Here is a 24,947-nt window from a genome sequence, read left to right as displayed (position 1 = left end):
CATTTTTCGCCAGGTGGCACCAGGCCCTGGCAGCGAGGCGGATGCAGAGGTGGGCGCCGTGACCGACAGATCTGGACGGCGCCTCGGCGGGTTGATTGCGTTTGCCTTTGCTTTGCTGGTCACTTTTGGCCCCGCAATTGGTCAGGGGACGGCTTCCTGTTTTGGTGGGACGGATGCGGGTAGTCACGCTTTGGGTGAGGATCCTGGGAGCCTGCCCGAGGGTGTGGGCTCGTTTGAGCTGTCGGACCCTGGAATGGCCGGTCTTACCGTGCATTACGTGCGTCCGGGGAGTTTCACTTCGACGTCTCCAATCCTGCTCGTCATTCCCGGGGCCGGGCGGAACAGTGACGACTACAGGGACGCCTGGATCGACGCGGCCTGCGCTTCGGGTACACTGGTGGCCGCTCTGGGGTATTCGGAAGAGACCCATGACTTTGCCGCAAATAACATGGGCGGGACGATCTCGAACCTGCAGTTTGATAACCCGAATTTTTCCCGTGTCTCAGATGCTGCCACAACAATTACGCTCAACGATGCCGACATCCGGTTTGATATGGTGACGAACCGCGAGGAATGGATGTTCGATGATTTTGACCGGGTCTTTGCACGGCTAGTTCAGATGACGGGGTCCGGGCAGGACACATACGATATTTTCGGGCACTCCGCCGGTGGACAAATCCTGCACCGCTTCGCGGTTTTCGCACCACATTCCAAAGCCCGCGTGATCATCGCCGCGAATTCCGGGTTCTACACGTTTCCCGATCTTTCACGGGCGCTGCCCACCGGGATGGAGGGTACGGGCCTGACGGAGACGGATCTGTCCCAGGCTTTCGGCAAGCGTCTCGTCCTGATGCTGGGCGCGCTGGACAATGATGACAGGGCTGGCGGGACGTTGCTGCACACACCTTACATCGATCAATCGCAGGGGCTGGGGCGTTTTGACCGGGGGCTGCGCTTCTTCGGGCATGCCCGGGAGGAAGCGGAGAGGATCGGGGCTGAGTTTCACTGGCGGCTCGAGGTCATCGACGGGGTTGGACATGACTACCGGGCGATGAGTTCGGCCGCGGCGGATTACCTGATGGGTTTGAGTGACTGAAAGATCGGATCGGCTCCCGCTGCGTCCCGTCTGACCGTTCGGGTTCGCGGGATGCGTGCCGCGATCAGGGGTCTTTGGGGGCGGTCGCGTTGGGGTTCCTGTCGGCGGTGCGTCCGCGAAAATCGTCCATGCTGCTCGCCACGCCAAAGATGCGGTTGAGGACGAAGTCGAGCGCCCGCGTGGGTAACAGGCCGCGCAGCAGCGGCAGCAGGCGCACGATGGCGGGCATGTGGAGAAAAACGGCGTCGCGCTCCACGGCGCGCAGGATGCGGTGTGCCACGTCCTGGGGCTGAAGAAGCGGGATGAGGCGCGAGCGCACGCCCTCAAACATGCCGGTGTCAATGTAATAGGGCAGCACCGTGGTCACACGCACGCCGGTGCCGGCGCGTTCCATCTCCTGCCGCAGTGAATCCGACCAGCCTGTTACCGCCCATTTGCTGGCGGCGTAGACGCTCATGTTGGGGTTTGAGACGAGCGCCGCCGCCGAGGCGATGTTGACCACGTGTCCCTGGCCCCGCGCGACCATGCCGGGCAGGAGCGCCCGCGTCAGATGCATCAGCGCGCCCGTGTTGATCGCCAGCGCGCGGTCGATATCGGCGTGTTCGTGACCGAGGAACGGTTTGCCCACGACGATGCCCGCGTTGTTGATCAGCAGGTCGACCGGTGTTCCCCCGGCCTCCAGCTGACTGACAGCGGCGAGCACGGCCCCGGTGTCCGACACGTCCACCTGGTCGAAGACAACAGCGCCCAGGGGATCGAGAGGCGCCCGGGCTGCCTCAATATTGGCCGTGCTCGCATCCCAGACGATCAGCTGTGCCGCGCCGCGTTCCAGGAGCATTCGGCCCATCAGGAGCCCAATGCCCGAGGCGCCACCGGTGATCAGCGCCGTGCCTCCCGAGATTTGTGTCATGTTCTGCCTCCCCCGGCCTGGCGTTATTTCAGCATGAAGCGCACAAGCCGGTCAGCGATCCGGCCGAATGGCGCCATGGCAAGATCGGCGAGGTTCCAGCGGCCCTGCGCGTAGATGCCTTTGGCGTGGCTGAACCGGCGGAACCCCTCGATGCCGTGATAGGCGCCGATGCCGCTTTCACCGACACCGCCAAACGGCAGATCATCCTGGGCGACATGCATGACGGTGCTGTTGATGCCCACGTTGCCTGACGTCGTTTCCGCGAGGACACGGTCCTGATCGGCGCCGGAGGGTCCGAACCAGTAGAGCGCGAGGGGACGCGGGCGTGCGTTGATGAAGGCGATGGCCTTATCAAGGGTCTGCCAGGTCACGACGGGCAGGATGGGGCCGAAGATTTCCTCCTGCATGACGTCCATTTCGGCGGTTGCATCAAGGATCAGGGTCGGCGCGATGGTCCGGGCACGGCCGGTCGCCTCGTCAGCACTGTGGCCCACCGTCACGATCCTTGCACCTTTGGCCCTCGCATCCTCGATCAGGCCGTTGAGCCGGTCGAAATGCGCGTCGCTCACGATGCTGCTGTAGTCGTTGCTTGCAGGTCCGTCGGGATAGAGGCGCCTGGTCGCGGCGTCGAATTCGGTCGCGAAGGCCTCCAGATCGTCCGCGTGCACCAGTGCGTAATCGGGCGCGACGCAGGTCTGGCCGGCATTGGCCAATTTGCCATAGGCGATGCGGCGGGCGGCCCGCGCGTCGACCGCGCCGCGCGCAACGAGGGTGGGTGACTTGCCGCCCAGTTCCAGCGTCACGGGTGTCAGGTTGTCACTGGCCGCCCGCATGACCGCGCGACCGACTTTGGTGCTGCCGGTGAACATCAGGTGATCGAATGGCAGGGCGCTGAAGGCTTTCGCCACCGCGGCATCGCCGGTGACGACGGCGACCCTGTCGCTGTCCCAGGTTTCCGACAGAAGGCGCTGGATCAGGTCGCTGGTGCGCGGCGTCAGCTCGGACGGCTTCAGCATCACCCGGTTGCCCGCCGCCAGCGCGGTCGCGAGCGGCATCAGGGCGAGGTTCAGCGGATAGTTCCAGGGCGAGATGATCCCGATCACGCCGAGCGGCTGCCAGGCAACGCGGGCGTGGCCCATGCGGAACACGGCCGCGACGTGCCGCCGCTCCGGCGCCATGAAACGGCGCAGGTTCCTCGAGAGGTATTTGATGCCTTCCACGGTCGGCACGAGTTCCATGATCGCCGTTTCGTGGTGCGAGCGGTGTCCGAAATCGGCGGCCACCGCCTCCTCCAGGGCGCGGCGGTTGTTGACCAGGAGGGCCCGCAGTTTTGCGAGGTCCGCGCGCCGCGCCGCCAGATCCGGTGCGCCATCCCGCAGGAAGGCGGTCCGCTGTCTGTCGAGGATGGCAGCCGGAGTGGGTCCGGGCGTCGTTTCGGCGACGTGTACGCTGGTGTGCTTCATATCCACCTTCCATGTAGACAGTGACAACTTTCCCGTATCTAGTGACTTATGTAGACGGTGTCAACATGATGAACGTTAGTGGAAACCGGCGGGGACGCCATCAAACTGGCTTTGAGCACGGTTTTTGACGGGCTTCAGACGTGGCGCACGCCAACCTGCAGGCAGTCAGAAAAAAGCCCCGGCGGGGCCGGGGCGTTTTTGCGGGGTGGTGTCGGAAGTTCAGAAGCGGAAGTTGAGACCGATCCGGCCGATGACGCCCGCGTTGTCGAATTCGTAGTCGATGGCCTGGCCCGGGAAGTTGGTCGGGTCGGTGGCGTGGACCGTGGCGTCCTTCAGGTCGTAGCTGAGAATTTCAGCCTTGATGCTGACGGCCTCGGTCATGCGGTGCTCGACACCGGCGCCGAGGACGTACCCGAAGCGCGTGCCGGAGGTGTTCCAGTCGGGCGAGGTGTAGCCCAGTTCGGTCATCTCGAGCGAGAAGCTGTTGGTGACGCGGCCCGCGGCAATACCGCCGGTGGCATAGGCCAGGGTGTCGCCGAAGGAATAGCCCAGGCGAACGCGGGCGGTGGCGAGGCCGTCAAGCTCCGTGCGGTAGCCGGTGACGGTGTTCACACCGTTGAAAATCGGATCGGGGTTGGGATCGACACGGGCAAAGCCGTGTTCGATGTCGGAATTGCCAAAGGACAGGTCCAGTTCAACACCGGCCACCCAGGCGTCGTTGATCTGGTGGTTGTATCCGATGGTCACACCACCGATCAGGGAGGTGTCGGAACCGTCGATGCTGTCGGGGAAGAGACCGTTGCTGACATCCAGCGTGATCAGGTCGCCCTCGTAGTCGCCGAGCGAGGCCTCGCCGTCGGATTTCAGGGCGCCTGCGGTCACACCGCCGTAAAGCCCGCTCCAGGTCGTTGGAGCCCGCCCCATGGAAGAGGCCGTATCATCGGCGGCCAGTGCAGGGGTCGTTACCAGCAGTGCGGCCGCAACAGTTCGAATAAACATTCCAACGTTCCTTCAGATTTCATCCGCGGCCCGTCCTGCGCCGGACCACGCTCATCTTCTTCTGAAGGGCAACCCATAAAAATTAATTAACGCAAAACATATTCGTTCATTTTTCAAATTATTCGAATCTGATGACGGGAATCCGTGAATACTTTCTTTACGGGAGATCAACACTTTCAGGGCAATTCTTCAGTTTGCGGCAATTTCGAATCCAGGGAGATGTGCGGGTGTCCGTAGTGGAAACAGAAAACACGTCGATATTTGCCCGGGCCTGGCAGCGGGTTGCCGATTACTTCGTGCCGCGCCACCTGGCGGACAAAAAGGACAAGAACAACCGCGCCCGGATGTTCCTCATCAGCCATACGCTGGGACCGGTCATGGGCAACTCGGTGCCCATAGCGCTGTTCGCGGTTGATCCGACGCCTGGCTATGAGGTTGTTGTTCTGGCACTCAGCATCAGTCTGTTCTGGGCTTTTCCGTTCCTTTTGAAGGCGGGGCTTGGGTATAACAAGCTGGTTCTGCTGTCCGTGATCAACCTGAATTTCGCGATCCTGTGGGCGTGTTACCATTATGGCGGGGTGGCCTCGCCCACGCTGACCTGGGTGCTGATCATTCCGATTCTGTCACTGTTCTATGTGGGGGGCGAGCGCCGGTTGCAGCCCTGGCTGCTGGCGGTGACCAGTGCGATGTTTGTGCTGTTTTTTGCCGCATGGACCTGGTTCCGGCCGCCGCCGAATGACATTCCGGAGACGGCCATGCTGGCGCTTGGGGCGGTCTCGACGATTGCGACGCTGTGTTATGTGGCTACGATGGCCGTTTACTACGCGCGGGTGTTCGATTCCGGCGTTGATCTTGAGAATGAGGTCAAGCGGCGGCGCGCGATGGCGGACGAATTGCGCCGGGCGGTGGCCCAGGCGCACCGGACCGGATCGGCAAAGTCGGAGTTTCTGGCGCGCATGAGCCATGAGATCCGCACGCCGCTCAATGCGATTATTGGATATGGCCAGATCCTTCAGGAAGAGGCGGAGGAGCTGGAGGACAAAATGCTGGCCGAGGATGTGGCGCGCATTCTGGATGCGGCGCATTACCTCGTTCGTCTGATCAACATGGTGCTCGATTTGTCGAAGATTGAGGCGGGCCGGATGAAGTTTGACCAGAAGCCGCACAAGGTGACCACGCTCATTGAGACGGCGCTGAAGCAGCGGGAGGCCTCGATCGCGGAGCATGGCAGCTCCCTGAAGCTTCACATTCATACCGACCGCAAAGCGGTGGAGATTGACGAGCACCGGTTTTTGCAGGTGGCCGACAGCATTCTGGAGAACGCGATCATGCATTCGGATGCGGGTGAGATTACCGTGACAGTGCGCACAGAGACGCAGGCCGAGGGGCCGGAGATGCTGCGCGTTGCGATTGCCGACAGTGGCAAGGGCATTCCGCCCGATGTGATCGATACGCTGTTCCAGACCTTCAAGACCGGTGAGAATGCCGCGGATGGCCGCTATGGCGGGACGGGGCTGAACCTGACGGTCTGTTATCAGTTGTGCCGGGCGATGGGCGGGACCATCGAGGTCCGGAGCGAGCCGGGCCAGGGTGCCGTGTTTACCATTGTGCTGCCGGTGACGCCGCCCATGCCGATTGATGACGCGGGCGTTCCCGGGAGCGGAGAGCTCAACGCGGCATGAGAAAACACACGCCTTTTCAGTGGGATGTGAGTGCGCCCGGCCGTCATGGCGGGGCGCAACCGGTTGTTAACCATCGTCTCTATTACCGCGATGTGGAGCCAAAAATTTACCGGAAATTTGGGAATGGGTTTCACATTGGTGCGGGTAAATTTGGGGGTAGCGATGGCTGATAAATTTATTGATGGCGTCCCGGTGGACGCCCTTAAGGGAAGTATGCGGGATTTCCGTGTTCCTGTAGGTGCAGACCTTCTGGAACGGACCGCGGGGTTTTATGAGTGGCAGGACGCGCGTCGTCAGAGCGGCACCTGGCCCTTTTCACGTTCAACCGAGGCGGGACCGGCTGCGAGCTGTGAGATCCGCGATGATGCCGGCAATCTGAGCCGGGGCGTGAATTTCGCGAGCCAGGATTATTTGAGCCTGTCCTCGCATCCGGCGGTTCTGGCCGCGGCGAAAGACGCCATCGACACAATGGGCGTTCACTCGGCGGGGTCGCCCGCTCTGGTGGGCAACACCTCGACCTCCGTGGCGCTTGAGGCGCGGATTGCCGAATTCCTGAAGATGAAGGAAGCGCTCCTTTATCCGACCGGATGGGCCGCGGGATTTGGCGTCATCAAGGGTCTGGTCCGGGATCAGGACTATATCGTGATGGACGCGCTCTCACATGCCTGTCTGCAGACCGGTGCGCAGGCCGCGACGAAGAACGTGATGCTGTTCCGGCACAACAACGTTGACCACTGCCGCCAGCAGCTTGCCACGATCCGGGCGCGTGACCCGAATGCGGGTATCATGGTGGTGACCGAGAGCCTGTTCTCGATGGACAGTGACACGCCGGACATTGCCGCTCTGCAGAAGCTGGCGCATGAGTATGGTGCGACGCTGATGGTCGATGTGGCCCATGACCTGGGCAATATCGGCGCGGACGGCACGGGCCATATCGGCAAGCAGAACATGCTGGGGCAGGTGGACCTGGTCATGGGCAGCTTCTCGAAGACCTTTGGCTCGAACGGCGGTTTCGTGGCGATGAATGACCGCGCGGTGAAGGAATACCTGCGCTTCTACAGCCCGTCCTGCACGTTCTCGAACGCCCTGTCGCCCGCACAGGTGGCGGCGGTGACGAAGTCGCTGGACATCATTCAGTCGGAGGAGGGTGCCACGCTGCGCAACCGGCTGATGTACAACATCTGCACGCTGCGCGAGCAGCTTCGTGAGCGTGGCATGGATGTCTATGGCGATCCGTCGGCCATTGTCTGCGTCAAGACGGGTGATGAGGCCCTGGCGCGCATGGCGGCGCGTGAGCTGCCCGAGCTGGGCCTGGTGGCCAATCTCGTGGAGTTCCCGGCTGTGGGCAAGGGGCTCGCCCGTTTCCGTCTTCAGGTCATGGCCGCGCATACGGAAAACGAGATCGAAGCCGCTGTTGAGCGGATCGGTACGGCCATGGAAACCGGTCGCCGTCTGCTGGAGGAGAACAACCACGTCTCCGGCGGCGTTCGGGAAATCCGGAAACTGGCCGGGTAAAATATCGCTGTTCGCCACGGCCCATCGGGGTCGTGGCGGGTCTTACGTTAACATTGCATACGGGAATTCGCTGTGTCCGGGCAAATCGACATGAATGATCAGAGGGTCATCGACCGTATTGTCGGTTGGTTTATCCCTGACGACGCGGTTCGCGGACGGACGCAGCGTGAGATGGCGCGGACCTTCGTGTTCACTCATCTGTTCGGACCGGCCATCGCTCAGCCGATGTGCCTGTATCTCTATTATGTCTCGCCGGAGATGAACTACCCTCTGGTGGTCATGCTCCTTGGCGTGTGCAGTTTCTGGCTGCTGCCGTTTGTCCTGCGCTGGACGAGCAGTATTGAGCTGGCGGCGTTTCTGTCGTTCCAGGCACTGGCGGGGACGTCGCTGTTTGGGGCGTTTCATTATGGCGGGTTTTCCTCGCCGTTTTTGCCGTGGTTTGTGGTCAGTCTTCTGCTGGGGCTGTTTTATCTGTCGAAGCGGTCATCCGCGGTGCTGGCGCTGTTTGCCTTCGACATTGCGGTGTTCCTGGCGCTGATCCTGTGGAAGGGTCTGGAACACCAGATCCCGATTGATGACCTCCAGATTATTGGCTGGCTCTCGATCACCTCCGCGACGGTCTACATGACATGGATGGCGCTCTACTATTCGCGCATTATCGGGCTGCGGTCGGAGCTTGAGGTGGAAAGCGCGCGGCAGCGGGCGACGGCGGTGGAGCTGGAAAAGGCCCGTGCGATTGCGGAGGAGATTGGCCGCAACAGGTCGCAGTTCTTCGCGAAGATGAGCCATGAGCTGCGCACGCCCCTGAACGCCATTATCGGCTATTCCGACATTCTGCTCGAGGACTGCGAGGACAGCGGTCCGGAGATGGAGCAGCGGAGCCGCGACGTGAACCGTATCAACGCGGCCGGGCGGCATCTTCTGTCGCTGGTGGCGGAAGTGCTCGATGCCAATGAGATTGAGAATGACGTGATGAGCGTCGATATCGGTCAGTTCACCATTGGGCAGCTTTGCGACGAGGTGGTCGCGACGGTTGCGCCCATGGTCGAAAAGAACGGCAACACGTTCAACTTCGTCTGCCAGAACCGCGACTACGTTCTGAATACCGACGCCAAGAAGCTGCGGCAGATCCTGCTCAACCTGCTGAGCAATGCGGGCAAGTTCACGCAGAGCGGAACCGTGCGGCTGGAGCTTTATGTGGAGTTCCATACCCATGACGATCACCTCTGTGCGGTGGTCAGTGATACGGGGATTGGCATTTCGGCGGAGGCCCTGCCGCGTCTGTTCAAGGATTACGAGCAGGCCGAACAGTCCACGTTCAACCGGTTCGGCGGCACCGGGATTGGTCTGGCGCTGAGCCGCAGGCTGGCCATTCTGCTGGGCGGCGACATCTCGGTGACGAGCCGACTGGGGCAGGGGTCGCGGTTTGCACTCTCCGTGCCGGCGCAGATCCATGAGGTGAGCGACGACGACGAGGATGACGACCCGGACGGCGAGACCGCCAAGAATACGGGCGGGATGGCAGCATGACGATTTGTTATCAAACATCCCGTATGAAGACGAACACTGTACCGCTTTGGGTAGAAGGTGGACTGAAATGATACCGAATAAAGGCACCTCTTCGGCCGAACCGGCCGCCGCTCCGACACCGGCGGGTGATGCGCAGACCAAGCCCAGGGTCCTCGTTGTGGATGACGTGTTCGACAACCGCGACATCCTGACCCGGCGGCTGGTCCGTCGTGGCTTTGACGTGGTTGAGGCCTCGGGCGGTCATGAAGCCCTGGAGAAAATTGATGCGGAGGAGTTCGATATCGTTCTTCTCGACATCATGATGCCGGACATGACCGGCAACGAGGTCCTTGAGACCGTGCGGAAGAAGAAATCCGCGCGGGATCTGCCGGTCATTATGGTTACGGCCAAGAGCCAGAGCGAGGACGTGGTGCAGAGCCTGAGCCTCGGCGCGAATGACTATGTCACCAAGCCGGTGGATTTTGTTGTTGCGCTTGCACGGATCAATGCGCAGCTTGAGAGCAAGAAGCAGGCGGACAGCGAGCGGGCCGACAGGATCAGGCTGGAGGCCGAAGCGAAAGCGCAGAAACGGGAAACCGACGAGAAGCTGCATTACCTGGCGTATCACGACGCCCTCACCGGTCTGATGAACCGCACGGCATTTCGGGAGATGATCAGTGATGCGCTGCTCGAAAGCGGCAAGCCGGATCAGGAGCCGACGGTTCTGTTTATCGACCTGGACCGCTTCAAGGCGGTCAACGACGTGCACGGGCATGAGATCGGCGACAAGCTTTTGATGGCCGTGGCCGAGCGGTTGAGCGAAACCGCCGGGACCGGTGCGAAAATCGCGCGGCTGGGTGGCGATGAGTTTGGCGCGTTTCTGTTCGAGGACAGGGTGAACAGCCCGAATGCCGGATTTGATCTGGCCGAGCGGATCGTTGAGGCCGCTACGCGTCCGTTTGTGGTGGACGGCTCACCGTTCCAGATCGGCGCAAGCTGCGGCGTGGCGCGGGCGTCGGACTGTGAGAACTCGCTTGAGCAGATGCTCAAGGGCGCGGACCTTGCGATGTACGAGGCCAAAGCGGCGGGCCGGGCGCGCCCGGTTGTGTTTGAGCCGCGGATGCTGGAGGAACAGCGCGAGCGCAACGCCCTGGAGGTGGATCTGCGCAGGGCGATCGAGACCGATGAGCTGGAGATTCACTATCAGCCGCTGGTCAACACCGAGACCAACGCGATCACGACCTTTGAGGCTTTGGTGCGCTGGAACCATCCGGAGCGGGGTCTGATCGCGCCGGACCGGTTTATCGGGATCGCGGAGGATACCGGGATCATCATTCCGCTTGGTCGGAAAATTTTGCGCATGGCCTGTACGGAGGCGCTGACCTGGCCGGAGGAGATCCGGGTGGCGGTCAACCTCTCGCCGTTGCAGTTCCGGGACCCGGAGCTGATTTCGAGCATCGAGGCCGTGCTGGAGGAAACCGGGCTTCCGGCGGAGCGTCTGGAGCTGGAGATTACGGAAACGGCGCTGCTGGAAGCGGGAGAGACCAACCTCGATATCCTGCGCAACATCCGGGGCATGGGCATTCGCGTGTCGATGGATGACTTCGGGACCGGCTATTCCTCGATGAGCTATCTGCAGAATTTTGAGTTTGACAAAATCAAGATAGATCAGCGGTTTGTCCGGGATCTCAAAAACGGTCACAACGGGGCTGCGATCATCAAGGCCATCATTGATCTCGGCGTGAATGCAGGCATAGATACCTCTGCGGAAGGCGTGGAGACCAATGACGAGGTCGAGTCGATCAAGTCACAGGGCTGCGTTGAGATGCAGGGTTATTTCTTCAGCCGACCGGTAAATTCCGCCGGGGTCGCCGGGTTTATCGAGAAGTATCTCGGCTGGGGCTGGAAACCGTCCGGTAAGGACTGACGTCACGCTCCCAGGCGGTGCCGCGTCCCGTCCGGACCGGCGCGACGCGGGGGGTGGTGCGGATGGCTGCACATTCAGGCTATGACGTGGTGATTGTCGGCGGGGCCATTATGGGCGCCTCACTGGCCTGGTTTTTGTCGGGCGATCCGGATTTTGACGGGCGTATTCTGGTCGTGGAGCGGGACCCGACCTATGCAAACTCCTCAACCATGCACACGACGAGCTGCATCCGGCAGCAGTTTTCCCATGCGCTGAACGTGCGGATTTCGCAGTTCGGGGCAGAGTTCATCACGGGTCTTCGCGGGTTCATGGGCGGGGATGAGCGGGTGCCGGAGATTGCGATCCGGAACTTCGGCTACATGTATCTGGCGGGCACGGAGGCGCGGGCGGATGAGCTGCGCCGCGACCAGGCCGTGCAGGTGGCGGCCGGGGCGGCGACGCGGCTGATGACGCCGGAGGAGATCGCGGCGGCGTATCCGTTTTACCGGGTCGATGACGTGGCGCTGGGGTCGATCAATACGGTGGATGAGGGCTACTGGGACGCGACGGCGGTGTTTGACTGGCTGCGCCGCAAGGGTCGGGAGCAGGGGGTTGAGTACCTGACCGGCGAGGTTGTGGCGATGACGCGCGGGGCCGGGGGGCGGCGGGTTGAGAGTGTGACGCTGGCCTCGGGTGAGGTGATTTCCTGCGGACAGGTGGTGAATGCCTCGGGGCCGCGCGCCGCGCGGACGGCGGCGATGGCGGGGATTGATCTGCCGGTGGAGCCGCGGAAACGCTATTCGTGGATTTTCCAGGCCGAGAAACCGCTCGACCGGGAGCTTCCGCTGACGGTGGATCTGTCCGGGGTGCATGTGCGCGAGGCCGGCGGTGGCACGTATCAGTGTGGCGGCCACGGGGCGGAGGACCCGGCGGTGGATCCGGATGATTTCACGATGGATGAGGATCTGTGGCAGGAGCATGTCTGGCCCGCTCTGGCCTGGCGGATACCGAAGTTCGAGGCGATTAAGGTGACGGCGGAATGGGCCGGGCATTACGCGTGGAACGTGCTCGACCGGAATGCGGTTCTGGGGGCGCATGATGAGGTCGGGAATTTCTGGTTCATGAACGGGTTTTCAGGGCACGGGCTGCAACAGGCCCCGGCGATGGGACGGGGCCTGGCGGAGCTTTTGGTGCATGGGGAGTTCCGGAGCCTCGATCTGTCGCCGTTTGGGTTTGGGCGGATACGCGAGGGGCGGGGGATCGTGGAGGCGGCGATTATTTGAGGGCGGACCCATTGAAACGCCTTCGCCCGGCGGCACCGCCGGGGAATGTGCGGGACGCGAGGCGCTTTCGTTCACACGGACCAAAAAAGTGTTTTTTTAAGCGCTCGGCCGGGTATTGGGCAGAGGTCCGGCAACCATCCCCGGCGTGTCGGCACGACACGCCATGCCCGACTTTCCCCCCGGGAGGGCATCCGCGACGTCGGCCCCTGCTCAATGGTTGTGGGAGTTGGGGCGACCCGCGTTGGCCGCCCGGTTCGCAGCCCTCCCAAAGTCGGGCATGGCGCGTCGTGCCTCGGGTAAGTGACTCCCCTCAGGGACGGGGCGGAACGTAAATGGGATGGCGCACGCGCTCACCGGACACCACCCATGTCAGTTTTGCCTCAGCTCTCCGGGCGCACCACGTAGACGGAGCACTCGGAGTGGCGGACGATGCGCGAGGCGTTGGGGCCGAGGAGGTAGTCCTCCAGGTCGGCCTTGTGCGCGCCCACAACGATCAGGGACGCGCCGGAGACCTCGGCGGTTTTGATGACCTCCTCATAGGCGCGGCCCGTAGAGATGACGTGGCGCACCTTCGCGTTTGCCTCCGGGCCGATGGCCTGAGTGACAAGATTGTTCAGGAGCACCTTCGCCTGGTTCACCATTTCCTCATGGTGACTTTCGGAGAAGAAGGTCGCCACGGGGCTGAGGCCGAAATCGGGAACAACCGCAATGACATCGAGCTGCACCCCGTCGAGATCCGCCAGTTTGGCGGCTCTCTGAATGGTGGGGAGATCGTCGGTGCCGTTGCTGATGTCGACGGCGCAGAGAACGGAACCGCTCATGCGGGAACCTCCTGACGGGTCATGCGGGCGCGTTGCAGCATGACGACAAGGGCAAGGGCGATCAGGGCCGGAATGAACATGAGTTCCTTGGGCATTTGATCGGCCGGGGCCTGGACCTGCGTGATCTGAACCGGCTCGTCGAGATAGAAGTCGAAGCTGCTCAGGGCGTCGGCATAGGGGGACGAGAAGGAGGGTTCATCCATCCTCATCACACCGTCCTCCGGCAGCAGGAGCAGTCCGGATGCTTCCAGGCGTTCCTCGGGCGTGGCGCCCTCGGGACGGACCACGAGGGTCGTCTCAACAATGTCGCCGGTGTCGAAATCCGGGCCGGCAATGGTCAGACGCAGGCGTCCGTCCTCCGGGGCGTTACCCAGGGCCTCGGCAAAGTTGACCGGGTCGATCTGGTCAAACGGCGGCTGGATGCGGTCCATGAAGAAATCGGGACGGAAGAGCGCGAAGGAAATCAGCACAAGTGCAACACTCTCGTAGATCCGGTTTTTCGTCAGGAACCAGCCCATTGTGCCGGCGGTGAAGATCAGAATGGCGATGGACGCGGTCACGAAGACCAAAATCCCCTGCGCCCATCCAACATTGATCAGCAGAAGATCGGTGTTGAAGATGAACACGAAGGGCAGGGCCACTGTGCGCAGCGAGTAGAAGAACGCCACGAAACCGGTCCGGATCGAGTCGCCACCGGACACGGCAGCGGCCGCGAAGGAGGCGAGACCCACGGGTGGGGTCACGTCCGCCATGATGCCGAAATAGAACACGAAGAGGTGCACGGCGATCAGCGGCACGATCAGACCGGACTGCGCGCCCAGTTCAACCACCACGCCCGCCATCAGCGACGAGACCACGATGTAGTTCGCGGTGGTGGGCAGGCCCATGCCGAGGATGAGGCTGAGAAGCCCCACCATCACGAGCATCAGGATCAGGTTGCCGCCCGAGAGGAACTCGACGAGGTCGGCCATGACCTGGCCCACGCCCGTGAGCGTCACGGTGCCCACGATCACGCCCGCCGTGGCGGTGGCAAGACCGATGCCGATCATGTTGCGCGCGCCGTCGATCAGACCCTGGATGAGGTCCAGCACACCTTCGCGGAAAGCGTTGGCGGTCTGGTTCTCACCACGGAAGATGGACTTCAGCGGCTTCTGGGTCAGCAGGATGACAAAGAGCAGCATGGTCGCCCAGAAGGCCGAGAGGCCCGGGGATTTCTGCTCGATCATCAGGAAGTAGACCAGAACCACTATGGGCAGCAGGTAGTAGAGACCGGATTTGTAGATCTCGCCCACAACCGGCAGTTCAACGTTTTCGGCGTTGGGATCATCCGGCTCCAGATCCGGCACACCGGCGGCGAGCCAGAGCAGGGCCACATAGGCCACGAAGATCAGCAGGGCCAGAACCCAGCTGGCGCTGTCGCCCACGGCGGCGGAAATCCAGCCGACCGGGTATTTGACGCCGTAGCAGAGCAGGGCAAATCCGACGAAAAACGCGGCCATGCCACCGATGGTCTTACCCATGGAAACAACGCGGTTGCCCAGCGTCGGCATGTTGTTTTTCACGGCCTCAAGATGAACGATGTAGACCAGCGCGATGTAGGAGATCGCGGCGGGCAGGAAGGCGTGGGTGATGACCTCCACATAGGAGATGCCCACATATTCCACCATGAGGAAGGCCGCGGCGCCCATCACGGGTGGCATGATCTGGCCGTTCACGGAGCTGGCCACCTCGACGGCGCCGGCTTTCTCGGAGGTAAAGCCCACACGCTTCATCAGCGGGATGGTGAAGGTACCGGTGGTCACCACGTTGGCGATGGAGGAGCCTGAGATAAGCCCGGTTGCGGCGGAGCCGACCACGGCAGCCTTGGCCGGGCCGCCCTTGAGGTGGCCGAGCGCGCCGAACGCCATCTTGATGAAGTAGTTGCCCGCGCCCGCCTTGTCGAGCAAAGCGCCGAAGAGCACGAAGAGGAACACGAAACGGGTGGACACGCCGAGCGCGATACCAAACACGCCCTCCGAGGTGATCCACATGTGGCTCATGGCCTTTTGCAGCGACGCGCCTTTCCAGCGGATCACGTCGGGCACCCAGGCGGAGGAGCCGAAGAAAACATAGCACAGGAAAATGGTCGCGATGATCGCCATGGCCGGGCCGAGCGCGCGGCGGGCGCCCTCAAAGAGCAGGATCAGGCCGGCAAGGGCGAACCATTTGTCGACATTGTCCGCAAGGCCACCGGCGGCGACGATTTTTTCGTAGAAGATAAAGCCGTAAAGCGAGACAAAGACGCCGAAAATGGCGAAGACCCAGTCCTGGATCGGAATGTAGTCGCGGGGGCTCGATTTGAGCGCGGGGTAGGCCATGAAGGCCAGGAATACAGCAAAGGCCAGGTGGAACTGGCGGGAGTTGTTGACCACGTCGCCTGGCAAAACGTAGTTCGCGAGCGGTGATGCAAGCAGCACCTGAAAAATGGACCAGACCACGGCCACGACCGCGAGCAGCAGTCCGACCGATCCGGTGGGATTACGGGAGCCGGCGTCGGAGGAGGAAACGAGCTCCTGGAGCTCCTCCTCGCTGAGCGCGCGGTTTTCCTTGTTGTTACTGGCCATGCTACCCCCTGTGGCGCCGACTGAGTTGGCCGGTGGGTTTTCCCATCCGGTGATAATTGGGAAGGAGGGGCGGTTTGGCCGCCCTCTCCCTGCGGTTATCGAACCTTATTCGATAATTCCGGCTTCCTTGTAGTACTTTGCCGCACCGTCATGCAGCGGAGCCGACAGACCGGCCGTTGCCATCTCGTTCGGGTCGAGATTTGCGAAGGCGGGGTGCAGGCCCTTGAAGTCCTCGAAATTGTCGAAGACGGATTTCACCACGGCGTAAACCGCGTCCTCGGACACGTTGGAGGAGGTCACGAAGGTTGCGCCCACACCGAAGGTGGTCACGTCCTCATCGGTGCCGCGATACATGCCGCCGGGGATGGTTGCCGTACGGTAGAACGCATTGTCGGCGATCAGCTGGTCAACCTCGGGGCCGGTGACGGAGACGAGGTGGCTGTCGCAGGCGGTGCTGGCTTCCTCGATGGAGCCGGACGGGTGGCCAACGGTGTAAACCATCGCGTCGATCTGGTTGTCGCAGAGTGCTGCGGACTGCTCGGCGGCCTTGAGCTCGGTTGCGAGTTCAAAATCGTCCGTGCTCCAGCCCTTGGCTTCGAGAAGGACTTCCATTGTGCCGCGCTGACCGGAACCGGGGTTGCCGATGTTGACGCGCTTGCCCTTGAGGTCCTCGAAAGTCTCAATCCCGGAATCCGCACGGGCCACGACCGTGAACGGCTCGGGGTGTACGGAGAACACGGCGCGAAGCTCTTCCATCGGGCCATCGGGCTCGAAGTCGGAGGTACCGTTATAGGCGTGGTACTGCCAGTCGGACTGGGCCACACCGAACTCAAGCTCACCCGCGCGGATGGTGTTGATGTTGTATACCGAGCCGCCGGTGGATTCGGCGGAGCAGCGGAAGCCGTGCTCCTTGCGGCCCTTGTTCACGAGCCGGCAGATGGCGCCGCCCGTGGGGTAGTAAACGCCGGTCACGCCGCCGGTACCGATTGTGATGAACTGTTCCTGGGCCTGTGCGAAGGGGGCCACCATGGTCCCTACGGCCAGTGCCACTGCGGACATTGTGAGTTTCGAATACATCAATAAGCTCCCATATCTGATGCGGTTGATTGTGTTTTCAGCCTTCCCAGACCTCGCTGAGACTGCGGTTTCGATCCTCGACCTCCCGTATCCGTCTTCGGGCGGGTGGTCCCGCCCGACCCGCCAGCATCCCGATAATGATCTCACACAGTACCAGTGTCGAGGCGTAAGACGAGAAGAAATGTCGACTGTCCGTGGGCACGACGAAACTTGCGCTGGCATGGGCCAGCGCGGGGCACGACCAGGTGTCCGTCAGAACCAGCACATATGCTCCCGCCGCCTGGGCCTCGCGCGCGGCACGGATGGCCCGGCTCGCGAAGGGAGGCTTGGTGATGACGATGAGAACGTCCGTGCCGGACATGCCGACGAGTTTGCTGGCCAGTGATGCGCCGGTGGGATTTGCCATCGACCATTTTTCCGTAAGGAAACTGGCCATGTAGACAAGGTATTCGGCAACGCCGGTGGACCCGAGCGCACCAAAGACAAGCACGCGACGGGCCCGGTGCAGGCGGTCGACGCAGGCCTCGAGCCGGTTGGGGTCGATGCTGCGCTCCATGAGCTGCACGTTGGTCGAGCAGTCATGGACATGCCGGGTCAGGAACCCGGTATCGCCTTCGTCGTGGTCCTCCTGAAGCGCCTCCATCCGGTCGGAAAAGGAGTTGACGCGGTGCTCCACGCTGCGGCGAAGGGTATCGCGCAGTTCCTCGTAACTGTCGTAGCCAAGGGCCGTGGACATGCGGGAAAACGTGGCGGGGGAGAGGTTTGCGTCCTTTGAGACGGCCCGAAGGCTGCGGGTTGCGACGTCAACAGGGTGTTCGAGAACGAATTCCGCCGCTTCGCGAAGTTTGGTGCTGAGACCGGAATACTTTGTCGAAAGCTGCTGTTCAAACGAACGCTGCAAACATCTGCCCTCCCCAAGGCGTTCAGTACGGCAAAAAGTGTTTCATCTGTTTCAAGCCTAGTCAACCGGAGAATCGTATGTTTCAATAAGGGCATATGGGGCGGCATAAGGACGGGGTTGATGTCTCACGTATTTCCCAGACACACCAAAGCGGTATTGCCCGAAGTGGCCCGCGGTGAGGGTGTCTATCTGTTTGATACCGATGGTAAATCCTATTTCGACGGATCGGGCGGGGCGGCCGTGTCCTGTCTGGGTCACGGGGACGCGGACGTGATTGCGGCGATCAAGGACCAGCTCGATTCCATCGCCTATGCCCATACCAGTTTTTTCACGTCGAAACCGGCGGAGAGGCTTGCGGACATGCTGGTGGCGCTGGCTCCGGAGGGAATCGACCGGGTTTATCCGGTGTCGGGCGGATCGGAGGCCGTGGAGGCCGCCCTGAAACTGGCGCGGCAGTATTTCGTGGAGATCGGCAAGCCACAGAGGCGGCATGTGATCGCCCGGCGCCAGAGCTATCACGGCAATACGCTTGGCGCCCTGGCCACCGGCGGGAACGAGTGGCGGCGGGCGCCGTTTGCGCCGCTGATGGTGGAGACCACGCATATCTCGCCCTGCTACGAGTACCGGGGACGGCGCGATGATGAAACGCCTGCGGAGTACGGTCTGCGGGTTGCGAACGAGCTGGAGGAGGAGATCCTAAGGCTCGGCGGCGACACGGTTTTTGCCTTTGTGGCCGAGCCGGTGGTGGGTGCCACGGCCGGGGCGGTGCCTCCGGTGGAGGGGTATTTCAAACGCGTCCGCGAAATCTGTGACAAATATGGTGTTCTGCTGATCCTCGATGAGGTCATGTGCGGCATGGGCCGGACCGGGACGCTGTTTGCCTGTGAGCGGGACGGGATTTCGCCTGACATCGTGACCATCGCCAAGGGTCTGGGCGCGGGGTATCAGCCGATTGGGGCGATGCTGTGTTCCGGGAAGATCTATGAGGCCATTGAGAACGGAAGCGGATTTTTCCAGCACGGGCACACCTATATCGGGCACCCGACCGCCTGTGCCGCCGCGCTTGCCGTGCTGGGCAAGCTGACGGATGGCGGTCTGGTCGAACGCTCGGCCATGATGGGCGAGCGGTTGCAGTCGGCTCTGGAGGAGGCGTTTGGGCAGCATCCGCATGTGGGTGACATTCGCGGACGGGGTCTGTTCCGGGGTATTGAACTTGTCGAGGACCGGGAGACGAAGAAGCCGTTCGATCCCTCAAGAGGTGTCAACAAAGCCCTGAAAAAGAAGTGTTTTGAGGCCGGGCTGATCTGTTACCCGATGGGCGGCACGATTGACGGGAAGGAGGGCGACCACATCCTTCTTGCCCCGCCGTTCATCCTAACGGACGACCATGTGGGCGAGATCGTGGACAAATTGTCGGTGGCGTTTGACGCGGTTTTGTGAGGGTCGGGGGGCCTTAGCCTTGCAACCGTCCCGCCCGACGGCGACGTCGGGCAGCGCCGAACCTCCCCCAGGAGGCGCTATCGCGCCACCAGGTTCACCGCTGCCCTCAGAGGAAGGGCGGAAAGCTCAGTCCAGACCCGACGCCAGATCCGCGACCAGGGTGCTGATGCGGGTCAGGCGGGCGCCCGGGGGGCGGCCGTGGCGGGTGATTGACCAGAGCTCGTGGTAGCGCGGGGCGGGCAGGGTGGCGATGCGCACCTGTTCCGACCCTGGAAAGGCGGCGAGGCCGCTGCGGGGCAGCAGGGTGTAGCCCACACCAGCGGCGACCGGAGCGGGGATCTGGCCGATCTGGTTGACATGGGAGCGGACGCGCAGGCGGTCGGCGCCGGTGAAGGCATCGGGAAAGTTGCGCGGAAACAGGTCGTCGGCGTAGCTCCAGACATCCGGGTGGGCGATGAGGCCGAGACTTTCAAGGTCATCGAACCGCACCGGGTCGGGCTGGCCGGCTGGGAGGACGAGGCAGAGTTCCTCCTGACCGATATGCCGCGCGGTGATGCGGGGGTGGCGCGGGTCATCCGCGATGATGCCAAGGTCGAAACGGCCCTCCAGCACGCCGGTCAGAACCTGAGCCTGGGGCGCGGCCTCCACATGGATCGAGAGGTGTCGATGCGCGCGCATCAGGGCGATGGCGCGGGGATAGAAGAGCATCGCGAAACTGCCTGAACAGGCGACGCGAACCTCGCCCGCATCCGGGTCGTCGCGGCCAATGGCGTCGCGCAGGGCGCGTTCCTCGGCACGGCGGGAGAGCCCGAGGTCACGCACGGTCTCGCCAGCCTCGGTCAGGGAGAAGGTTTTGCCGTCCTGGACGATGAGTTTCTGACCAAGCTGCCGTTCCAGTTTGCGCAGATGCTGGGACACGCCGGGCTGGGTCATGTTGAGACGCCCGGCGGCGCGGGTGAAGTGCCGCTCCTCGGCCAGCGTGGTGAAGGTTTCGAGCCAGGTGGCGTTCAGCATCATAACGTATCGTTCTCATTTATATGATACATGATAATTTCACATTCGGGTCCGGACTGTCCATATCTCCCTCAAGACAAACGCAAAGGAGATCGAGATGACACCGACACCGCGCACCTTTTCCCATATTGGCCTGTCCGTTCCGGATCTGGACGAGGCCGTGAAGTTTTACTCCGAAGTCATGGGTTTTTATGTACTTATGCAGCCCAGCGAGGTCGTTGAGGATGACAGCGCCATTGGCGTGATGTGTACCGACGTGTTCGGACCGGGCTGGAAGCATCTGCGCATTGCGCATCTGTCCACCGGGGACGGTATCGGCATTGAACTGTTTGAATTTGCGGGCAACCACCCGCCGGAGAACAACTTCGAGTACCGCCGCCATGGCACGTTCCATTTTGCGATCCAGGACCCGGATCTGGAGGGACTGCTGGCGAGGATCGTTGCGGCGGGCGGCAGGCAGCGGATGCCGGTACGGGAATACTTCCCCGGCGAGAAGCCCTACCGGATGGTTTATGTCGAGGATCCGTTTGGCAACATCTTCGAGCTTTACAGCCACAGCTATGAGCTGACCTACTCGGCAGGCGCGTATTCCTGAAGGACCGGACGGCGGGGACTGTCAGAACCGCAATGAGTAAAGGGCTGCCATGGCGGGATCATGGCGGCCTTTTTGCATCTGATAATTCCGGATGTGCGGCAGGGGTCCGCAGGATGGAAAAAATGCTGTCGATACCGCAAGCCACTCGCCCGGAACGGGAATTTTCGCCCGTGGCCATGTAATGGGTTGCCAAGGTGTATTCGTGCGGTAACACTCGACATGACGGTTGTGTGAAAGCGGGCTTGAAGGCGTCGGATTAATCGTGTTGTTCTCAGTTAGCGCGTCCGGGCGGGACAGAATACAGGGGTTTGGCCCGGGTGCCGATCTGATGGAGTACCAAAGTATATGACACCTTTCGCGATTGCCGGCATTCAGATGCATGTGGGCGCTCTGGAATCCAATGTGGACGGGATGCTGCACCGGCTGGACATTCTGATGGCCAGATTCCCCTGGACGCAGATGGTTCTGTTCAGTGAGCTGGCCCCGTATGGGCCGCTGCACAAGTTTGCAATGCCGTTTGAGAACGATGCGCTGAACCGGTTTCGGGATGCCGCGCGGCGGCACGGGATCTGGCTGATCCCCGGCTCGATGTTCGAGCGGGCGGAGGACGGCCGGATTTTCAACACATCGCATGTGATCAATCCGGATGGTGACCTGGTCAACAGCTACCGCAAGATGTTCCCGTTCCGGCCATATGAGGCTGAAATCTCCGCCGGGACCGAATTCTGTATCTTCGATGTGCCGGATGTGGGACGCTTTGGCCTGTCGATCTGTTACGACATCTGGTTCCCCGAAACCACGCGGCATCTGACCTCCCAGGGGGTCGAGGTTCTGCTGCATCCGGTTTTGACGGGAACCACCGACCGGGATGCGGAACTGGCCATAGCACGGGCAACCGCGGCACAGTTCCAGTGTTTCGTGTTCGACGTGAACGGCCTTGGCGCGGGCGGCAACGGCCGGTCCTGCGTGGTCGATCCGGCGGGCATGGTTCTGCACCAGTCCGCGGGACAGGAGGACATGTTCCCGATCGAGATTGACCTGAGCCAGGTTCGGCGTCAGCGGGAAACCGGGCTCAAGGGCCTCGGTCAGGTTCTCAAGAGCTTCCGCGACCGGGAGGCCGAGTTCCCCGTGTACGACCGCGCCAGCGGGGCCGACGCGTATCTGCATACGCTTGGGCCGCTGGAACTGCCGCAGCAGGGATCGCGGGCCGGGTTGCATATCGACGTGCCGGCGGACACGCTTGCGGGGGCAACACAGGATACGGGGCCGGTCCATTTCGTGCCAAAAGGCCACGTGAAGACTTTGACGGGATAACCCCGGAGACTGCTGCTGGCGTCAGCGCCAGCAGCGTCAACGTCCGGGATACGGGGGAGGGACAGTATCATGCAGGACGTGAGTGACTACTACTCGGCGATCCAGCTGCGCGCGGATCGCTGGAGCAGTCTGCGCGAGAGGACAAGGAGCTTTGCGCGCAATCCGCAGGGCAAACGCGCCGCACAGGTGAAACAGGAAATCCATGACCTGTTCGAGTCCCTGGAGGTGATTGAACCCTACTGGGCGTTTCCAGGCATGCAGGCCTTCGACCACATCCGGCGGCAGTTCGATCACGGCAGCTATGACGATGTGGCCTATGCAGTGCACCGGGCCACGCGCGGTCTGACCACCGGCGCCTACCGGCGGCGGCACATTCCGCTCGACCGGGACGGGGCCGACAGTGAGGACCATGACGATGAGGCGATGCAGTCGCTCGAAAGCCGGGCCCTTCAGAAACCCTACTTTGAGGTTCTGATCGTCGATGACGTGAACGAGCACCAGGAACGCTGGATCCGCAACAACATCACCTCCATGCGCCGTGCAGAGGACGCGTTCACCTATGAGCCGGTGGTGGTGCCGAGTTTGCAGGACGCGCTGATCGCGGTTCTGTTTAACCACAACATTCAGGCAATCATCGTGCGGCCGGGCCTGCGGATGGAATCGAAATTCGATCTGCCGCTGCTGCACCGCTACATCAACCAGGCCGGATCGGATGAGGATCTGGACGCGATGGAGCCGGAGAATTACGGGCCGGAGCTTTGCCGCCTTGTGGCCAAGGTGCGCCCGGAACTGGACGCCTATCTGGTGACGGAGCGGTCGGTTGAGGCGATTGCGGGCATGGACCTCGGCATCTGTCGCCGGGTGTTCTACAACCAGGAGGATTTCCTGGAACTGCACCTGAATATCCTGCGCGGGGTTCAGGCCAGGTTCAAGACGCCTTTCTTTACCGCACTCAAGGAATACTCGAAACAGCCGACAGGCGTGTTTCACGCCATGCCGATCAGCCGGGGCAAGTCGATCTCGCGGTCGCACTGGATCCAGGACATGGGCGCGTTTTACGGGCCGAACATCTTCCTGGCGGAGACCTCGGCCACGTCGGGCGGGCTCGACAGTCTGCTGGAGCCGCACGGGCCGATCAAGGAGGCGCAGGAACTTGCCAGCCGGGCCTTCGGCTCGCGGCAGACGTTTTTTGCCACCAACGGCACCTCGACCTGTAACAAGATCGTGGTGCAGGCGCTGGTCCGGCCTGGGGATATCGTGCTGGTGGACCGGGACTGCCACAAGTCGCACCATTACGGCATGGTGCTGGCCGGGGCGCAGGTGCGTTACATCGACAGCTATCCGCTCAACGAATACTCGATGTATGGCGCGGTGCCGCTGTCGGAGATCAAGGAAAAGCTGCTGAAGCTGAAGGCCGCGGGCAAGCTTGACCAGGTGCGGATGCTTCTGCTGACCAACTGCACGTTTGACGGCATCGTCTACAACGTTGAGCGGGTCATGGAGGAATGTCTGGCGATCAAGCCGGATCTGATCTTTCTCTGGGATGAGGCCTGGTTTGCCTTCGCCCGCTTCGGTCCGGTCTATCGCCAGCGCACGGGCATGAACGCGGCCAACGTGCTGCGCGCGCGACTGAAATCCGAGGCCCATGCGAAAGCCTGGGAGGCGCAGCAGGCGGAACTGGACGGCGCGGATCACGAGACGCTCATCAACACCCGGCTGATCCCGCCGCCCGATGCGCGGGTGCGGGTCTACACGACGCAGTCCACACACAAGACGCTGACATCCCTGCGGCAGGGATCGATGATCCATGTGAACGACCAGGACTTTAAGGGCGAAGTGGAGCAGAGCTTCCACGAGGCCTACATGACGCACACGTCGACCTCGCCGAACTATCAGATTATCGCGTCGCTCGATGTGGGGCGGCGTCAGGTTGAACTGGAAGGGTTTGAGTTCGTCCAGCGTCAGCTTGAGGCGGCCATGTCCATGCGGCGGGCGATTGCGACCCATCCGCTGCTCGCGAAATACTTCAAGGTTCTGACCTCGGGCGACATGATCCCCGAGGCCCATCGCGAGACCGGGGTGGAGAGCTATTACAGCCAGGAGCAGGGCTGGACCGATTATTTCGAGTGCTGGGAGAAGGACGAGTTTGTGCTTGATCCCACGCGGGTGACGCTGGCGGTCGGGGGCACCGGCTGGGACGGTGACACGTTCAAGACCAAGATCCTGATGGATCGCTACGGCATCCAGATCAACAAAACCTCGCGGAACACCGTTCTGTTCATGACTAATATCGGTACGACGCGGTCATCGGTGGCGTATCTGATCGAGGTTCTGGTGGAGATCGCGAAGTCGCTCGACGAACTGGACGGTGACGCCTCGCTGATGGAGAAACGCGCCTTCGAGAACCGGGTCAAGAACCTGATGCACGACCTGCCGCCCCTGCCGGATTTCAGCCGGTTCCATCCGGCGTTCGAGGCCGATCCGGTCACCGGCGAGGGCGACATCCGGTCGGCGTTCTTCCTCAGCTATGATGAGGCGAACTGCGACTACCTTGAACTGAACGGTTCGGTCCGGCAGGCGATGGAGAGCGGGCGCGAGGTTGTGTCGGCGTCCTTCATCATTCCCTACCCGCCGGGCTTCCCGATCCTGGTGCCAGGCCAGGTCGTGAGCGAGGAGATTCTGGCGTTCATGCGCGCGCTGGACGTGAACGAGATCCACGGCTACCGGCCCGATCTGGGGCTGCGCGTGTTTACTACCGAGGCCCTGAACGGGCTCGTCGAAAAGAAAACTGCACAGACAGCAAGCTAGCAACACGGAGG

At 62.1% G+C, this 24,947-nt stretch carries 18 protein-coding genes; 10 read left to right on the top strand and 8 right to left on the bottom strand.

Annotation, left to right across the window (positions count from 1 at the left end; translation table 11 throughout):
* Window positions 1-58: 58 nt before the first annotated feature.
* Window positions 59-1,096, top strand: coding sequence for an alpha/beta fold hydrolase (locus ACP15P_RS20015; protein ID WP_424930253.1), 1,038 nt, complete (start codon window positions 59-61; stop codon window positions 1,094-1,096).
* A 64-nt stretch (window positions 1,097-1,160) separates the two neighbouring features.
* On the opposite strand, the gene ACP15P_RS20010 is transcribed toward ACP15P_RS20015, so the two are convergent.
* The 3 genes from ACP15P_RS20010 to ACP15P_RS20000 all read right to left on the bottom strand — a co-directional run bounded on the left by ACP15P_RS20010 (window position 1,161) and on the right by ACP15P_RS20000 (window position 4,468).
* Window positions 1,161-2,006: an SDR family NAD(P)-dependent oxidoreductase gene (locus ACP15P_RS20010; RefSeq protein WP_424930252.1), complete on the bottom strand. Its 846-nt coding sequence runs from the start codon at window positions 2,004-2,006 to the stop codon at window positions 1,161-1,163.
* A gap of 23 nt (window positions 2,007-2,029) precedes the next feature.
* Complete coding sequence (locus tag ACP15P_RS20005) at window positions 2,030-3,469, bottom strand: coniferyl aldehyde dehydrogenase (protein WP_424930251.1); 1,440 nt, start codon at window positions 3,467-3,469, stop codon at window positions 2,030-2,032.
* Between the two features lie 219 nt (window positions 3,470-3,688).
* Window positions 3,689-4,468, bottom strand: coding sequence for an outer membrane protein (locus ACP15P_RS20000; RefSeq protein ID WP_424930250.1), 780 nt, complete (start codon window positions 4,466-4,468; stop codon window positions 3,689-3,691).
* 236 nt (window positions 4,469-4,704) lie between these two features.
* Between ACP15P_RS20000 and ACP15P_RS19995 the strand changes: the two genes are divergently transcribed.
* The 5 genes from ACP15P_RS19995 (at window position 4,705) to ACP15P_RS19975 (ending at window position 12,363) form a co-directional block, all read left to right on the top strand.
* Complete coding sequence (locus tag ACP15P_RS19995) at window positions 4,705-6,150, top strand: sensor histidine kinase (protein WP_424930249.1); 1,446 nt, start codon at window positions 4,705-4,707, stop codon at window positions 6,148-6,150.
* 162 nt (window positions 6,151-6,312) lie between these two features.
* The gene (locus ACP15P_RS19990) at window positions 6,313-7,665 is read left to right on the top strand and encodes an aminotransferase class I/II-fold pyridoxal phosphate-dependent enzyme (protein WP_424930248.1); all 1,353 of its coding nucleotides are present in this window, start codon (window positions 6,313-6,315) and stop codon (window positions 7,663-7,665) included.
* 90 nt (window positions 7,666-7,755) lie between these two features.
* Complete coding sequence (locus ACP15P_RS19985; RefSeq protein ID WP_424930247.1) at window positions 7,756-9,195, top strand: sensor histidine kinase; 1,440 nt, start codon at window positions 7,756-7,758, stop codon at window positions 9,193-9,195.
* Between the two features lie 67 nt (window positions 9,196-9,262).
* Window positions 9,263-11,101 carry a putative bifunctional diguanylate cyclase/phosphodiesterase gene (locus tag ACP15P_RS19980; protein ID WP_424930246.1) on the top strand — a complete coding sequence of 613 codons (1,839 nt, stop codon included), beginning with the start codon at window positions 9,263-9,265 and terminating at the stop codon, window positions 11,099-11,101.
* A 62-nt stretch (window positions 11,102-11,163) separates the two neighbouring features.
* Window positions 11,164-12,363: an NAD(P)/FAD-dependent oxidoreductase gene (locus ACP15P_RS19975; RefSeq protein ID WP_424930245.1), complete on the top strand. Its 1,200-nt coding sequence runs from the start codon at window positions 11,164-11,166 to the stop codon at window positions 12,361-12,363.
* 380 nt (window positions 12,364-12,743) lie between these two features.
* On the opposite strand, the gene ACP15P_RS19970 is transcribed toward ACP15P_RS19975, so the two are convergent.
* From ACP15P_RS19970 to ACP15P_RS19955, 4 genes are all read right to left on the bottom strand, one after another.
* On the bottom strand, window positions 12,744-13,184 hold the full coding sequence (locus ACP15P_RS19970; protein WP_424930244.1) for a universal stress protein: 441 nt from the start codon (window positions 13,182-13,184) through the stop codon (window positions 12,744-12,746).
* Window positions 13,181-15,787, bottom strand: a complete 2,607-nt coding sequence (locus ACP15P_RS19965) for a TRAP transporter permease (protein WP_424930243.1) — start codon at window positions 15,785-15,787, stop codon at window positions 13,181-13,183. Before ACP15P_RS19965 ends, ACP15P_RS19970 begins: the two co-directional genes overlap by 4 nt.
* Before the next feature lie 105 nt (window positions 15,788-15,892).
* A complete protein-coding gene (locus tag ACP15P_RS19960; protein WP_424930242.1) occupies window positions 15,893-16,864 on the bottom strand; it encodes a TAXI family TRAP transporter solute-binding subunit in 972 nt (323 codons plus the stop codon).
* Window positions 16,865-16,901: 37 nt separating this feature from the next.
* The gene (locus ACP15P_RS19955) at window positions 16,902-17,765 is read right to left on the bottom strand and encodes a MurR/RpiR family transcriptional regulator (protein ID WP_424930241.1); all 864 of its coding nucleotides are present in this window, start codon (window positions 17,763-17,765) and stop codon (window positions 16,902-16,904) included.
* A 120-nt stretch (window positions 17,766-17,885) separates the two neighbouring features.
* Here ACP15P_RS19955 and ACP15P_RS19950 point away from each other — a divergent pair, with 120 nt between their 5' ends.
* Complete coding sequence (locus tag ACP15P_RS19950; RefSeq protein ID WP_424930240.1) at window positions 17,886-19,205, top strand: aspartate aminotransferase family protein; 1,320 nt, start codon at window positions 17,886-17,888, stop codon at window positions 19,203-19,205.
* A gap of 126 nt (window positions 19,206-19,331) precedes the next feature.
* On the opposite strand, the gene ACP15P_RS19945 is transcribed toward ACP15P_RS19950, so the two are convergent.
* Window positions 19,332-20,219, bottom strand: a complete 888-nt coding sequence (locus tag ACP15P_RS19945; RefSeq protein ID WP_424930277.1) for a LysR family transcriptional regulator — start codon at window positions 20,217-20,219, stop codon at window positions 19,332-19,334.
* Window positions 20,220-20,316: 97 nt separating this feature from the next.
* On the opposite strand from ACP15P_RS19945, the gene ACP15P_RS19940 reads away from it, so the two are divergent.
* From ACP15P_RS19940 to ACP15P_RS19930, 3 genes are all read left to right on the top strand, one after another.
* Window positions 20,317-20,814 (top strand): lactoylglutathione lyase family protein, encoded by a 498-nt coding sequence (locus tag ACP15P_RS19940; protein ID WP_424930239.1) that lies wholly within the window; start codon window positions 20,317-20,319, stop codon window positions 20,812-20,814.
* 345 nt (window positions 20,815-21,159) lie between these two features.
* Entirely contained in the window at window positions 21,160-22,128 is a 969-nt protein-coding gene (locus ACP15P_RS19935; protein ID WP_424930238.1) for a carbon-nitrogen hydrolase family protein, read from the top strand.
* Window positions 22,129-22,197: 69 nt separating this feature from the next.
* A complete protein-coding gene (locus ACP15P_RS19930) occupies window positions 22,198-24,936 on the top strand; it encodes an aminotransferase class I/II-fold pyridoxal phosphate-dependent enzyme (protein WP_424930237.1) in 2,739 nt (912 codons plus the stop codon).
* Window positions 24,937-24,947: the final 11 nt, after the last annotated feature.

Source organism: Amaricoccus tamworthensis, assembly GCF_049800875.1.
Taxonomy (GTDB): Bacteria; Pseudomonadota; Alphaproteobacteria; order Rhodobacterales; family Rhodobacteraceae; genus Amaricoccus; species Amaricoccus tamworthensis.
Note: the sequence above shows the minus strand (reverse complement) of the source record. Positions and strands in the feature narration are given on the sequence as shown.